14 protein-coding genes are annotated in these 12,552 nt (G+C 66.9%); 7 read left to right on the forward strand and 7 right to left on the reverse strand.

The genetic code is table 11. The annotated features are described in order from the left end of the window. The first annotated feature begins 143 nt into the window (after positions 1 to 143). A complete protein-coding gene (locus tag IAE24_RS12060; protein ID WP_063326527.1) occupies positions 144 to 1,139 on the forward strand; it encodes a DnaJ C-terminal domain-containing protein in 996 nt (331 codons plus the stop codon). Further along, positions 1,136 to 1,471 carry a chaperone modulator CbpM gene (locus IAE24_RS12065; RefSeq protein WP_043823548.1) on the forward strand — a complete coding sequence of 112 codons (336 nt, stop codon included), beginning with the start codon at positions 1,136 to 1,138 and terminating at the stop codon, positions 1,469 to 1,471. Before IAE24_RS12060 ends, IAE24_RS12065 begins: the two co-directional genes overlap by 4 nt. A gap of 88 nt (positions 1,472 to 1,559) precedes the next feature. Here the strand turns inward: IAE24_RS12065 and IAE24_RS12070 are convergent, their stop codons facing one another. Further along, positions 1,560 to 1,721, reverse strand: coding sequence for a hypothetical protein (locus IAE24_RS12070; RefSeq protein ID WP_012204826.1), 162 nt, complete (start codon positions 1,719 to 1,721; stop codon positions 1,560 to 1,562). 244 nt (positions 1,722 to 1,965) lie between these two features. Between IAE24_RS12070 and IAE24_RS12075 the strand changes: the two genes are divergently transcribed. Beyond that, the gene (locus tag IAE24_RS12075) at positions 1,966 to 2,592 is read left to right on the forward strand and encodes a lipocalin family protein (RefSeq protein WP_034398350.1); all 627 of its coding nucleotides are present in this window, start codon (positions 1,966 to 1,968) and stop codon (positions 2,590 to 2,592) included. 18 nt (positions 2,593 to 2,610) lie between these two features. Here the strand turns inward: IAE24_RS12075 and IAE24_RS12080 are convergent, their stop codons facing one another. From IAE24_RS12080 to IAE24_RS12095, 4 genes are all read right to left on the reverse strand, one after another. Next, on the reverse strand, positions 2,611 to 4,299 hold the full coding sequence (locus IAE24_RS12080; protein WP_199962444.1) for an ABC transporter ATP-binding protein: 1,689 nt from the start codon (positions 4,297 to 4,299) through the stop codon (positions 2,611 to 2,613). Continuing rightward, positions 4,296 to 5,438 carry an ABC transporter permease gene (locus tag IAE24_RS12085; protein ID WP_081816243.1) on the reverse strand — a complete coding sequence of 381 codons (1,143 nt, stop codon included), beginning with the start codon at positions 5,436 to 5,438 and terminating at the stop codon, positions 4,296 to 4,298. Before IAE24_RS12085 ends, IAE24_RS12080 begins: the two co-directional genes overlap by 4 nt. Positions 5,439 to 5,542: 104 nt before the next feature. Continuing rightward, the gene (locus tag IAE24_RS12090) at positions 5,543 to 6,571 is read right to left on the reverse strand and encodes a microcin C ABC transporter permease YejB (protein WP_013803046.1); all 1,029 of its coding nucleotides are present in this window, start codon (positions 6,569 to 6,571) and stop codon (positions 5,543 to 5,545) included. 96 nt (positions 6,572 to 6,667) lie between these two features. Next, positions 6,668 to 8,485 carry an extracellular solute-binding protein gene (locus tag IAE24_RS12095; RefSeq protein ID WP_199962445.1) on the reverse strand — a complete coding sequence of 606 codons (1,818 nt, stop codon included), beginning with the start codon at positions 8,483 to 8,485 and terminating at the stop codon, positions 6,668 to 6,670. 124 nt (positions 8,486 to 8,609) lie between these two features. Between IAE24_RS12095 and fabI the strand changes: the two genes are divergently transcribed. After that, a complete protein-coding gene (gene fabI, locus IAE24_RS12100) occupies positions 8,610 to 9,410 on the forward strand; it encodes an enoyl-ACP reductase FabI (protein ID WP_012204820.1) in 801 nt (266 codons plus the stop codon). On the opposite strand, the gene IAE24_RS12105 is transcribed toward fabI, so the two are convergent. After that, positions 9,407 to 9,565 (reverse strand): hypothetical protein, encoded by a 159-nt coding sequence (locus tag IAE24_RS12105; RefSeq protein ID WP_157158299.1) that lies wholly within the window; start codon positions 9,563 to 9,565, stop codon positions 9,407 to 9,409. The two genes, fabI and IAE24_RS12105, sit on opposite strands and share 4 nt — an antisense overlap. A gap of 120 nt (positions 9,566 to 9,685) precedes the next feature. Here IAE24_RS12105 and IAE24_RS12110 point away from each other — a divergent pair, with 120 nt between their 5' ends. The 3 genes from IAE24_RS12110 (at position 9,686) to IAE24_RS12120 (ending at position 11,792) form a co-directional block, all read left to right on the forward strand. Next, positions 9,686 to 10,138 (forward strand): hypothetical protein, encoded by a 453-nt coding sequence (locus IAE24_RS12110; protein WP_233626423.1) that lies wholly within the window; start codon positions 9,686 to 9,688, stop codon positions 10,136 to 10,138. A 62-nt stretch (positions 10,139 to 10,200) separates the two neighbouring features. Next, positions 10,201 to 10,836 (forward strand): superoxide dismutase, encoded by a 636-nt coding sequence (locus tag IAE24_RS12115; protein WP_012204818.1) that lies wholly within the window; start codon positions 10,201 to 10,203, stop codon positions 10,834 to 10,836. A gap of 35 nt (positions 10,837 to 10,871) precedes the next feature. Continuing rightward, entirely contained in the window at positions 10,872 to 11,792 is a 921-nt protein-coding gene (locus tag IAE24_RS12120) for a ZIP family metal transporter (protein WP_012204817.1), read from the forward strand. A gap of 24 nt (positions 11,793 to 11,816) precedes the next feature. Here IAE24_RS12120 and IAE24_RS12125 read toward each other — a convergent pair whose 3' ends face one another. Further along, positions 11,817 to 12,548 carry an IclR family transcriptional regulator gene (locus IAE24_RS12125; RefSeq protein WP_034392130.1) on the reverse strand — a complete coding sequence of 244 codons (732 nt, stop codon included), beginning with the start codon at positions 12,546 to 12,548 and terminating at the stop codon, positions 11,817 to 11,819. Between the last annotated feature and the right edge of the window lie 4 nt (positions 12,549 to 12,552).

The following is a 12,552-nucleotide window of genomic DNA, read 5'->3' on the forward strand; positions in this document are numbered from 1 at the left end:
CCGACGCGCGAATGTAATGAACCCGTCACAAGATGCCAGTCAAGCAGGAAAAGGCCCATCGGTTGAGACCCTGCCATGACCGGGCTATGCTGCTTTCGGGTTTGTCCAGAACATCGCCCGCAAGGGCCGGAGGACGGAAATTCATGGATTACAAGGACTACTACCGCATCCTGGCCGTGGACAGGCAGGCCAGTGCCGATGACATCAAGAAGGCCTACCGCAAGCTGGCGCGCAAGTACCACCCCGATGTCAGCAAGGAGGCTGACGCCTCCGAGCGCATGGCCGAAGTCAACGAAGCCAATGCCGTGCTGTCGGACCCCGAAAAGCGCGCAGCCTATGACGCCCTGGCCGATGCGCCGCGCCGCAGCGGGCCCGGCGCCGGCGGCTTCCAGCCACCGCCCGGCTGGGAAGGGCAGGACTTTCACTTTCGCAGCAGCGACGGCGCCATGCCGGAGGGCGACGCGGACTTCAGCGAGTTCTTCTCACAGATGTTCGGCCAGGGCGCGCGTGCCCGCCATGCGGGCGGAGGCGGCCAGCATCGCTCCCCGCCTGACCTGCGCGGGCAGGACCAGCACGCCAGCATCGAGCTGGACCTGCTGGACAGCTACCAGGGCGCGCAGCGCAGCCTGCACCTGCGCACCACGGTGCTGGATGAGGACGGACACCCCGTGGCGCGCGACAAGGAATTGCAGGTCAGCATTCCCAAGGGCGTGCGCGAAGGCCAGATGATCCGCCTGGCCGGCCAGGGGGGCCCGGGCCTGGGCAACGGCCCGGCAGGCGATCTGCTGCTGGAAGTGCACCTGCGCCACGACCCGCGCTGGTGGGCCGAGGGCAAGGATGTCTACCAGCCCGTGTCCCTGGCCCCCTGGGAAGCCGCACTGGGCGGCCCGGTCCGCGTGGCCACCATTGCCGGTGAATTCGAGGTCAGCGTGCCCGCAGGCAGCCGCGCTGGCCGCAAGCTGCGCATCAAGGGCAAGGGCTTGCCCGCCGCCACGCCGGGCGACCTGTACCTGGTACTGGGCATCGCCCTGCCCGAGCCCCAGACCGACGCCCAGCGCCAGGCCTATGCGGCACTGGCCCAGGCCTTTCCCTCGTTCGATGCCCGCCAGCACGCAGCGGGCCAAGGAGCCACGCGATGAGCACGCCGCTGTACCCCTTCTACGAGCCCGCAGAACTGCTGGGCGAAGGCGCTCTGGACCTGCAGGATCTGGCCCGCCACTGCCAGCGCAACACCGCCTGGGTGGTGGAGCGTGTGCAGACCGGCGTGCTGTACTGCGAAAACGAGCCGTCCGGCGAAGCGGCCGCGCCACAGGCGCAGTGGCGCTTCAGCAGCCAGACCCTGGTGCGCGCGCGCCGCATAGCCCATCTGGAGCACAGCTTCGATGCCGACCCTCAGCTGGCCGCGCTGACGGCGGACCTGATCGAGGAAGTGCAGATGCTGCGCCGCAAGCTTCAGGCACTGCAGCATTGAGAACGCCGCCTCAAAAGCAAAAGCCCTCGTAAGAGGGCTTTTGCTTTCAGAACGTGGCCGCAGCAGGCATGCATGCGGCCCGCCGTGCTCAGCGGTGACGCTTGCCGGGGTTCTTCTTGGTATGGGTGTGGGCGCCACGGGCGCGGCTCACGCGCTGGCCACGGCCGGGCGTCGGCAGGGTGACGCCGTTGGGCAGGGGGGGCTGGGGAGTGAACTTGCGGTCGGCTTCGGTAACGATCTTGTTGCCCATGGCATTTCCTTCTTCAAAAAAATGAGAACGCGCAATTAGGCCATAGACCTGCATGACCGCGCACAAAAAAACACATGGCCTGCTCTGGCATAGGGAAAGTTCCAGCGTTGCGCGGCCCGCACAGCACCGGCGCAGGCAGCGCCGACCTACACTGCGGCCCGGTTTTCTGTCCTAAAGTAGGAGCACGCTGCCAAGCGCGCAAGACCCTGGCATGCAAGTCTGCCTGAACACGGAGTTCCGCACCATGTCACCCCGCCACCCCAATACAGAGTCAACCACCCCATCCACTTCCCGCCCCGCCTGGGTGCTGCCCACGGCCGGCCTCGCGGGGCTTGCCGTAGGCGCCGCCGCAGCAGCGTTGCTGTGGAAGGGCCTGCGCAACCCGCCCATCCCCCCTACCGTGGAGCCGGTGCGCGGCTGGGACATCCAGCGCTACATGGGCCGCTGGTATGAAGTGGCCCGCATCGACCACAGTTTCGAAAAAGGCCTGGAGCGCACCCAGGCCGAGTACACACAGCTTCCCGACGGCACGGTGCATGTGCTGAACCGGGGCTACGACGCCCGCCACCGGCGCTGGAAATCCTCCGAGGGCAAGGCCCGCACGGTGCACGGCCCGGACGTTGCGGCGCTCAAAGTCTCTTTCTTCGGCCCGTTCTACGGCGGCTACAACGTGGTGGCTCTTGATGCCGAGTACCGCTGGGCCATGGTGGTGGGATCGGACCTGCGCTATTTCTGGATTCTTTCGCGCACGCCCGAACTGGCCGACGGCGTGGCGGCACGCCTGCTGGCACAGGCCCGGCTGCTGGGCGTGCCCGTGGACAAGGTCCAGTGGATCCTGCAGGACGGAGTCAATCCCACGGGCAGCTGGTAGCGCGGACCGGCAACTGCCTCAGAACCCCTCGGGCATGCCGTCGCCCGAGAAGCCGGCGGCCTCCACCAGCCGCTGCGTGTACGCCTGGCGCGGCGCGCCCAGCACCTGGGCGACGGGGCCGGATTCGACGATGGCGCCATCCTTCATGACCACCACGTCATGGGCCATGGCGCGGATCACGTCCACGTCATGCGTGATCAGCAGATAGGCCAGGCCCCGCTCGCGCTGCAGCCGCTGCAGCAGGCCCAGCACCTGCTGCTGAATGGTCACATCCAGCGCGCTGGTGGGCTCGTCGAGCACCAGCACCTCGGGCTCCAGCACCAGCGCACGTGCAATGGCGATGCGCTGGCGCTGGCCTCCCGAGAATTCGTGGGGATAGCGGTCCAGCAGGCCGGGAAACTGTTCCTGCGTCAGGCCCACGGCCGACAGCATCTCCACGATGCGGTCGCGTTGCTGCGGCGCCGTCAGCGACGGCGCATGCACGCGCAGGCCTTCGCCAACGATCTGCTCCAGCGTCAGCCGGGGCGACAGCGATGAATACGGGTCCTGGAACACCACCTGCACCTTGCGCCGCAGCGCACGGTTGGCGGGCGAGTTGCGCGTGGCTGGCTGCTGCCAGGCATGGCTGGCAATGCGCAGCCGGCCCTCATGGGGCAGCAGCCCCAGCACGGCCTGGGCCAGCGTGGATTTGCCCGATCCCGATTCACCGACCACACCCACGGTGCGCCCGGGCAACAGCGCCAGGTCTGCGGACTGCACGGCGACGAAGCGCCCCTGGCCGAACCATCCGCGCATGCCTGCCAGCGGCACCGGATAGCTGACCTTGAGGCCCTGGGCCTGCACCAGCGGCTCGCCAGCCGTGGCCTCGGCGCCTGCCTCCACCTCGATCAGGTCGCGGCGCGGCACGCTGGCCAGCAGCTTGCGCGTATAGGCATGGCGCGGAGCCGCCATGACCGCCGACACCCCGCCCTGCTCCACCAGTTGCCCGCGCTCCATCACCGCCACGCGGTCGGCAAAGCGCCGCACCAGGTGCAGGTCGTGCGTGATCATCAGCACGGCCATGCCGGTCTGGCGCTGCAGGTCATCGAGCAACTGCAGGATCTGGCCGCGCAGCGTGACATCGAGTGCCGTCGTCGGCTCGTCGGCCAGGAGCAGGCGCGGGCTGCTGGCCAGCGCCATGGCGATCATGGCGCGCTGGCGCTGCCCGCCACTGAGCTGGTGGGGAAAGGCGCGGGCGCGGCGCACAGGCTCGGCAATGCCGGTGGTCGCCAGCAATTCGGTGGCCTGGACCAGGGATTGCGCTCGCGTCAGCCCCTGCTTGAGGCGAAGCACCTCGCCCACCTGCTCGCCCACGGTCATCAGCGGGTTGAGCGCCGTCATGGGCTCCTGGAAAATCATGGCCACGTCGCCGCCGCGCACGGCGCGCATCTCGCGCTCGGGCAGGCGCAGCAGGTCGCGGCCGTCGAACAGGGCCTGGCCGCCCAGCTGAGCGTCTCCAGCCAGCCGCAGCAGCGACAGCGCGGTGATGGTCTTGCCGGAGCCGGACTCGCCCACCAGCGCCAGCTTCTCGCCTGCCGCCAGGTCGAAGCTCACGCCGTGCACCACATCCTTGCTGCCGAAGCGCACGCGCAGGTTGCGCACGGACAGCAAGGTCCGGCCACGGCCCGGGGGCGAAGGCAGCTCCATTGCCGGCTGCTCTGCGTTCATGCGGCGTCCTTTGCATCGACACCGGGGGCGGCATCGCTGGCAGCGGCCTTGCGCGGGTCCAGCGCATCGCGCAGCGCATCGCCCATGAAGGTCAGCAGCAGCAGCGTCACCACCAGCACGGCAAAGGTGGACAGCGAGATCCACCAGGCATCGATGCTGTTCTTGCCCTGGTTCAGCAGCTCACCCAGGCTGGGGGTGTCAGGCGGCACGCCCAGCCCCAGGAAGTCCAGCGAGGTCAGGGCCAGGATGGCCGCACTCATGCGAAACGGCAAAAAGGTCACCACGGGCGTCATGCTGTTGGGCAGCAGATGGCGCCAGATCAGCGCGCCATTGCCCACGCCCAGCGCCCGCGCCGACTTCACATAGTCCAGCTGGCGGTTGCGCAGGAACTCGGCACGCACGTAGTCCGACAGGCCCATCCAGCCGAACAGCGACAGCAGCACCAGCAGCAGCGATACGCTGGGCGCCAGCACCGCGCTGAAGATGATCAGCAGATACAGCTCGGGCATGGAGCCCCAGATCTCGATGAAGCGCTGGAATGCCAGATCCGTCCTGCCGCCGAAAAAACCCTGGACGGCCCCCGTCACCACGCCCAGCACCACACCCGACGCCGTCAGCGCCAGCGCAAACAGCACGCTGACGCGAAACCCGTAGATCAGCTGGGCCAGCAGATCGCGCCCCCGGTCATCGGTACCCAGCAGGTTGTCGCGCGAGGGCGGCGCCGGATTGGGCGAGGTCGCGAAGTAGTTCAGCGCCTGCGGCCCATAGGGATTGAGCGTATACAGCGCCCAGTTGTCGCCCTGGCTCAGGCGGTCGCGGATGAAGGGGTCCAGGTAGTCGGTGGCCGTCTCGAAGTCGCCGCCGAAAGTCTTCTCGGAATAATCGTTCCACAGCGGCCAGTAGGTCTGGCCCTCATAGCGCACCACCAGGGGCCGGTCGTTGCTGATCAGCTCGGCGCCCAGGCTCAGCACCACCATCACGCAAAAAGCGACCAGGCTCCAATATCCCAGCCGATTGCGCCTGAACCGCATCCAGGCCCGCCGCGCCGGCGAAACCGCCGCCGCCGCCAGCGGTGCAGGCGCCCCAGCCCCTGGCAGCCCCGTTCCAGAAACCACAACGGATTGCATTTCAGTGTCCATGTCGCTCCAGGAAACGAAGCCCGGCGCCACGCGCCGCCCGTCCGCCCCCCGCGATACAGGGCGCCGTGCATACCGGGCAAGCCGCGAAGCGGCTCGGAAGGTACCTAGTCAAACCGTACACGCGGATCCACCCACACATAACAAAGGTCACTGACCAGCTTGGTCACCAGGCCGATCAGCGTGAACAGATACAGCGTGCCCAGCACCACGGGATAGTCGCGCCGAATCACGCTGTCATAGCTGAGCAGGCCCAGGCCGTCCAGCGAGAACAGTGTCTCTATCAGCAGCGAGCCCGTGAAGAAGGCCCCGATGAAGGCGGCCGGAAATCCGGTGACGATGGGGATCAGCGCATTGCGCAGCACGTGGCGGTAGAGCACCTGCCGCTCGGACAGGCCCTTGGCACGCGCAGTCAGCACGTACTGCTTGCGGATCTCTTCCAGGAAGGCATTCTTGGTCAGCATGGCCGTGATGGCGAAGCTGCCCGCCACCATGGCCGTCACCGGCAGCGCGATATGCCAGAGATAGTCCACGATGCGCGCGCCCCAGGACAGCTCGTCCCAGTTGGAGGAAGTCAGCCCGCGCAGCGGAAACCACTGCAACTGGCCGCCAAAGATCACCAACAGCGCCACGCCCAGCACGAAACCCGGAATCGCATAGCCGACCAGGATCAGCAGCGTGGTGGCGAAGTCGAACCGCGAGCCGGCCCGCACGGCCTTGGCAATGCCCAGCGGCACGGCAACGAGGTAGCTGATGAAAAAGGTCCACAGTCCCAGGCTGGCCGAGACCGGCAGCTTCTCCTTGATCAGCTGCCAGACATCCTTGTTCTGAAAGAAACTGCGCCCCAGGTCGAACCGCGCGAACTGCCCGAGCATCTGGAAAAAGCGCTCATGGGCCGGCTTGTCGAAGCCGTAGAGGGCCTTGATCTGCTCTATGCGCTGGGGGTCCACCCCCTGGTTGCCACGGTAGGCCAGGCCACCGCCTTCGCCGCCACGGCCCACGCTGGCCTTGGCCTCGGCCAGATACTGCTCGACCGGGCCACCGGGCACGAACTGCACGACCACGAAGGTCAGCAGCAGTACGCCCAGCAGGGTCGGCACCATCAGCAGCAAGCGTTTGAATATGTAGGCCCACATAAGAAGTCTTGCATTATGTCCATTGCGGGGAGGGGCCCCAGCCGGGGGACGCCCTCATCATGCAACGGATCGCAACGACACAGCCGCAACGCCGGCTCATGGAGGCGGCGCGGTCAGCACCGGCATGCGGGCCCACCAGGTGTCCATGGCCCAGCTCTCGCCCTTCGCATAGGCCGGAACCACGGCCGGCCGCACCAGGCGCCACGAGTCGTAGACCATGCGGTGCGTGCCCGCGCTCCACTGCGGAATCAGGTAGTGGCCGTGCGTGATGATGCGTTCGAGTGCGTGGCAGGCAGGCAACAGTTGCGCCTCTGTCTTGGCCTCGGTCATGCGGCGGATCATGGCGTCGACCGCCGGGTTCTTCACACCGGGGAAATTGCCGGAACCCTCGGTTGCCGCCGCCTGGCTGCCGAACAGGTCGGCGAACTCCTGGCCCGGATTGTTCGTGCCCTGGTAGGCGATGGAGATGATGTCGTAGTCGAACTTCTCCACGCGCTGCTGGTACAGCGCAAAGTCCGCCGAGCGAAAGCGCAGCCGTATGCCCAGCTTTTCCAGATTGCGTATCCAGGGCGAGACCTGGCGAATGCCCGACTCGCTGCTGTCCAGGTAATCCAGCTCCATGGCCTGGCCCCGCGCGTTGCGCAGCACGCCATCCTGAATGGTCCAGCCGGCATCGGCCAGCAGTTGCCGCGCCTGGCGCAGATTTCCGCGCAACGAGCTGTCGCCATCGGTGCGCGGCGGCTCGGCCATGGGGCCGAAGGCCTCCGGCGGAATGCTCTTGCGCAAGGGCTCCATCAGCGCCAGCTCCTCTGGCGAGGGCTCGCCATGGGTCTCGCAGGCCGTGTTGCCGAACAGCCCGCGCACGCGCTGGTAGGAACCGTAGAACATCTGCCGGTTCATCCACTCGTAGTCCATGGCCAGGCCCAGGGCGCGGCGCACCCGGACGTCCTGCAGCACAGGCCGGCGCACGTTGAGCACATAGCTCTGGAATCCCGATGGCAGCTTGTTGCTGAACTCGCCCTTGACCAGCTCGCCCCGGTCGAAACGCTTGCCGTACAGGCGACGCGCCCAGTCGCCGGCGCTGTAAAAGCGCATGAGGTCGAACTCCCCGGCCTTCAGCGCCTCCAGCCTCGCCGTGTTGTCGCGGTAGATCTTGACGGAGATGCGATCGAAATTGGCCGTGCCAACGCGCACAGGCAGATCGCGGCCCCAGTAGTCCGGGTCACGCACATAGGTGATGTCCTTGCCGAATCGCACGGGACCTATCTTGTAGGGCCCGCTGCCGATGGGCGTGTCCATCACCACCTGGTCGAAGGGCTTGGCCTTGCCGTTTTCCACGCCCCAGTCGCGGCTGAATACTGGAATGGCCCCCACGGTCAGCGGCAATTCCCGGTTCGGCTGCTTGAAGCGAAAGCGCACGGTGCGCTCGTCCAGCACATCGACGCCCGCCACATCGAAGAACAGCGTTCTGTAGCCGGGCAGTGCATGCGGGCCCACCAGCGTGTCATAGCTAAACTTGACATCGGCGGCCAGCACGGGCTTTCCGTTGTGAAAGCGTGCCTGGGGCCGCAACCGGAATGTGGCGGACAGGCCGTCGGCCGCAGCCTGCACGTCTTCGGCCAGCAATCCGTAGCCGGTGGCGGTCTCGTCCAGCGAGGGCCACAGCAAGGTGTCGAACATCAGCTCCGCCAGATAGGCGGGCGACGACCCCTTGATGGTGAACGGGTTGTATTTGTCAAAGGTGGAGATGCGCAGATTGCTCACCAGGCGCAGCTCGCCGCCCTTAGGGGCCTTGGCGTTGACATAGTCGAAATGGCTGAAGCCCTCGGCATAGCGGGGCTCGCCCCACAGGGCATAGGCATGCGAGCCCCAGGCCGGCACACACGCCGAGGCCAGCAGCAGCGAAGAAATCATCCAATGGCGCATGCGACAATTCTGCACCACGCAGCCAGCCCTTCCGCTGGCAAACGCTGACGCGGGCCCCGGCCGTCGCCGCCAGCTGGTGCGCACTTCCACTCACTTTCTCTGGAGAACAACAATGGGCTTTCTCGCCGGTAAAAAACTGCTGATCACGGGCGTTCTGTCCAACCGCTCCATCGCCTACGGCATCGCCAAGGCCTGCCATGCACAGGGCGCGGAGCTGGCCTTCAGCTATGTGGGCGAGCGCTTCAAGGACCGCATCACCGAGTTCGCCGCCGAATTCGACTCCAAGCTGATCTTTGACTGCGACGTGGCAGACGATGCCCAGATCGACAAGCTGTTCGCCGACCTGGGCGCGACCTGGGGCAAGTTCGACGGCTTCGTGCACAGCATCGGCTTTGCACCGCGCGAGGCCATCGCCGGCAACTTCCTGGACGGCCTGTCGCGCGAAGGCTTCAAGATCGCGCACGACATCAGCGCCTACAGCTTCCCCGCGATGGCCAAGGCGGCCCTGCCCTACCTCAACGACAAGTCCTCGCTGCTGACGCTGTCGTACCTGGGCGCCCTGCGCTCCATCCCCAACTACAACACCATGGGCCTGGCCAAGGCGTCGCTGGAAGCCTCGGTGCGCTACCTGGCCGAGGCCGTGGGCCGCACGGCAGACGGCCGCGCCATCCGCGCCAACGGCATCTCGGCCGGTCCCATCAAGACCCTGGCCGCCTCGGGCATCAAGGACTTCGGCAAGCTGCTGGGCCGCGTGGCCGATGCATCGCCGCTGCGCCGCAACGTGACCATCGAGGACGTGGGCAATGTGGCCGCCTTCCTGCTGTCGGACCTCGCCTCGGGCGTGACGGCCGAGATCACCTACGTGGACGGCGGCTTCAGCCAGACCGCCGGCCTGTCGGCTGACCAGGTCTAAGTCACCGCCAGACTGCGACCCGCCCCGCAGGCATTGCCGCCTGCGGGGCTTTTTTTCGCCTGGAATCCAGGCATCCGCATCCTGCCGATGCGCGAAAGAAAATACACATCGGATTGCATACGGTCATTTTTGTTTTGAATGAGAATGATTCTCATGAATAATACAATTCTCAGATCAATATCAAAGAACCTCTGAAAACCTCGGAGCCAGCAGATATGCAAGCAACCTCTGACCTCAGTCTGCCCTCTCCCGTCCCGACACCCTCCGAAGCATCCTTGAATCAATGGGAACAGCTGGCGCGCCGCGCCCATGGGCATTTCCATGCAGGCCAGATCGAAAGCGCGCTCGCCATGCAGATGAAGGCCCTGCACGTGGCGCAGCGCCTCATCGCCGGCCCGCTGCTGGCGGAACACGCCGATCACTGCATGGCCGCCTGGGTGGTCTCCCACCACAACCTGGCCGAGTTGCTGGCATTGCGCCAGCAGCCCGCACTGGCCATCGAATACCTGTGCGAGGCGCACCAGGGCCTGCTGGCCCTGGGTGATGCGCGCCACCATGCGGCCGCCGTGTGCAGCGCCGCCTGGCGCCATATGCGCGAAACCCATTCAGCCCTGCTGCAGTGGCAGCGCCAGCACGGCAGCCAGCCCCGCATCGATGCGGCGCTTCAGGCCTCGGCCCGCGTCTTCGACTGCACGTCTGCGGCCCTGCCGCCCCGGCTGGCGCATTGATTGCAGCCGCACAGACATCGCAACGCACCGATTTTTTCCCCGTAGTCCCTGAAAGAAACCACATGAGCAACTACACCCTGCCTCCCCTGAACTACGCCTACGACGCGCTGGAGCCCCATATCGATGCGCAGACCATGGAGATCCACTACACCAAGCACCATCAGGCCTATGTGAACAACCTGAATGCCGCGCTCAAGGACACGCCGCATGGCAGCCAGCCCGTGGAGCAGCTGATCGCCGACCTGTCCCTGCTGCCCGAAGGCGTTCGCGGTGCCGTGCGCAACAACGGCGGCGGGCACGCCAACCACAGCCTGTTCTGGACCGTGATGGCCCCGGTGGACCAGGGCGGCGGCGGTGCTCCCTCGGGCGAACTGGCACAGGCCATTGACCGGGAGCTGGGCGGCTTCGATGCCTTCAAGGCCGCCTTCACCCAGGCCGCGCTCACGCGCTTTGGCAGCGGCTGGGCCTGGCTGGTGGTGGGCAAGGACGGCAAGCTGGCCGTGGAAAGCAGCGGCAACCAGGACAGCCCCCTGATGGCCGGCATCGGCTCCGGCGCCACCCCCATCCTGGGCCTGGACGTGTGGGAACACGCCTACTACCTCAAGTACCAGAACCGCCGCCCTGAATACATCGCGGCGTTCTACAACGTAGTCAACTGGGCCGAAGTGGCCCGCCGCTACGCCGCCGCACGCGGCTGAACGGTCCGCAACGCCAACCTCTGACCTCGACCAGCATGGATCTGCCACAACGCTTCCGCTCCAAGACCAGCGTACGGTCCAACATCCGCCTGTGGATAGGCCTGGCCATCATGATGGCCGGCGCCTGGGCGCTCACCAGCCAGTTCTGGGCCTACGCCCAGAACCATCCGGTGGTCTTCCAGGCCCTGGCCGGAGGCTCGGCCGCCGCGCTGGCGACCGCACTGGGCACCGTGCCCGTGATGCTGTCCCAGCGCCTGTCCGAACGCACGCAGGACACCCTGTTCGGCTTTGGCGCCGGGGTCATGCTGGCCGCCTGCGCCTTCTCGCTGATCCTGCCGGGACTGGAGGCCGTGCGCACCCAGGAACTGTTCGGTGGCGGCAGCTGGGCGGCTGGCGGGGTCATAGGTTCGGCCATCCTGATGGGCGGTGCCGCCCTCATGCTCATGGACAGGCTCCTGCCCCATGAGCACTTCATCAAGGGCCGCGAAGGCCTGGACCCGCAAGGCGCGCGCAAGCTGCAGCGCACCTGGCTGTTCGTCTTCGCCATCACCCTGCACAACCTGCCCGAAGGCCTGGCCATCGGCGTGGGCTATGCGGGCAACGACGGATTGCGCGCCAATGCGCTGGCCACGGGCATTGCCATACAGGATGTGCCCGAAGGCCTGGTGGTGGCCGTGGCCCTGCTGGCCGCAGGCTACAAGCGCAGCTTTGCCGTGTTGCTGGGCATGGCCTCCGGCCTGGTGGAGCCCGTGGGCGCCGTGCTGGGGGCAGCCATCGTGAGCGGCTCGGCAGCCATGCTGCCCTGGGGACTGGGCTTTGCAGCGGGCGCCATGCTGTTCGTGATCAGCCACGAAATCATTCCCGAGTCGCACCGCAAGGGCCATGAAGCCTTTGCCACGGGCGGCCTCATGCTGGGCTTCGTGCTGATGATGGTGCTGGACACGGCCCTGGGCTGAGCCAGCGCACCGCGCACGCCTGGCTCAGGGCAGCAAAAGCCCCAGTTCCCGCGCCGCCGCCAGCACATGGCGGGCGTGGCGCTCTTCATAGCGGTGGGCTGGCATGGTCAGTGTCAGCGCCGCTGCCAATTCCCCATCGCGCTTGAACACGGGGGCCGAAATCCCGGCGATCTCGCGGTGCCTGTCTCCCACCATGGCGCAGTAGCCATCGGCGCGCACACGGGCCAGCTGCGTGCGGCTGCCGCCGCGCGATGCGGCGTACAGCTCGGTGTCGAAAGCCGACAGCACGCGCCCGCCTGCACCCTGGCCCAGCGGCAGCAGATCGCCCGTGCGTGCATGGTCGCGCACGGGATGGGGCGAATCCACGCGGTACAGGCACAGCCGGTCCTGGCCCTGGCGCACGTGGTAGGCCGCACTTTCGCCCGTGGCCTGCACCAGGGTGCGCAGCACGGGCATGACCACGCTGTCCAGCGAGAAATGCCGGGCATAGACGGTGTTCAGCCGCGCCACGGCCGGGCCCACGGCGTAGCGGCCGTCATCCATGCGCAGCACCCAGCCGCCATGCTCCAGCGAGGCCAGCAGCCGCAGCACGGTGCTCTTGTACAGGCGCGTGCGCTCCGACAACTGGGCCAGCGTCAGCCCGTCGTCGCCGTCGCGAAACGCTGCCAGCAGGCTCAAGGCCCTGTCCACGGCCGCCACGCCGCCCGGCGCGGCGTTCTCGTCGGCCACCGATTCCGTCACTGATTTGCGAGGCATAAAA

The organism is Delftia sp. S65 (assembly GCF_016516495.1).
GTDB lineage: Bacteria > Pseudomonadota > Gammaproteobacteria > Burkholderiales > Burkholderiaceae_C > Comamonas > Comamonas acidovorans.

What these genes read in the sequence shown, in the direction of transcription:
- IAE24_RS12060 (WP_063326527.1), top strand. Translation starts at nt 144, where the DNA reads ATGGATTACAAGGACTACTACCGCATCCTGGCCGTGGACAGGCAGGCC.
- IAE24_RS12065 (WP_043823548.1), top strand. Translation starts at nt 1,136, where the DNA reads ATGAGCACGCCGCTGTACCCCTTCTACGAGCCCGCAGAACTGCTGGGC.
- IAE24_RS12070 (WP_012204826.1), bottom strand. Translation starts at nt 1,721, where the DNA reads ATGGGCAACAAGATCGTTACCGAAGCCGACCGCAAGTTCACTCCCCAG.
- IAE24_RS12075 (WP_034398350.1), top strand. Translation starts at nt 1,966, where the DNA reads ATGTCACCCCGCCACCCCAATACAGAGTCAACCACCCCATCCACTTCC.
- IAE24_RS12080 (WP_199962444.1), bottom strand. Translation starts at nt 4,299, where the DNA reads ATGAACGCAGAGCAGCCGGCAATGGAGCTGCCTTCGCCCCCGGGCCGT.
- IAE24_RS12085 (WP_081816243.1), bottom strand. Translation starts at nt 5,438, where the DNA reads ATGGACACTGAAATGCAATCCGTTGTGGTTTCTGGAACGGGGCTGCCA.
- IAE24_RS12090 (WP_013803046.1), bottom strand. Translation starts at nt 6,571, where the DNA reads ATGTGGGCCTACATATTCAAACGCTTGCTGCTGATGGTGCCGACCCTG.
- IAE24_RS12095 (WP_199962445.1), bottom strand. Translation starts at nt 8,485, where the DNA reads ATGATTTCTTCGCTGCTGCTGGCCTCGGCGTGTGTGCCGGCCTGGGGC.
- fabI (WP_012204820.1), top strand. Translation starts at nt 8,610, where the DNA reads ATGGGCTTTCTCGCCGGTAAAAAACTGCTGATCACGGGCGTTCTGTCC.
- IAE24_RS12105 (WP_157158299.1), bottom strand. Translation starts at nt 9,565, where the DNA reads ATGAGAATCATTCTCATTCAAAACAAAAATGACCGTATGCAATCCGAT.
- IAE24_RS12115 (WP_012204818.1), top strand. Translation starts at nt 10,201, where the DNA reads ATGAGCAACTACACCCTGCCTCCCCTGAACTACGCCTACGACGCGCTG.
- IAE24_RS12120 (WP_012204817.1), top strand. Translation starts at nt 10,872, where the DNA reads ATGGATCTGCCACAACGCTTCCGCTCCAAGACCAGCGTACGGTCCAAC.
- IAE24_RS12125 (WP_034392130.1), bottom strand. Translation starts at nt 12,548, where the DNA reads ATGCCTCGCAAATCAGTGACGGAATCGGTGGCCGACGAGAACGCCGCG.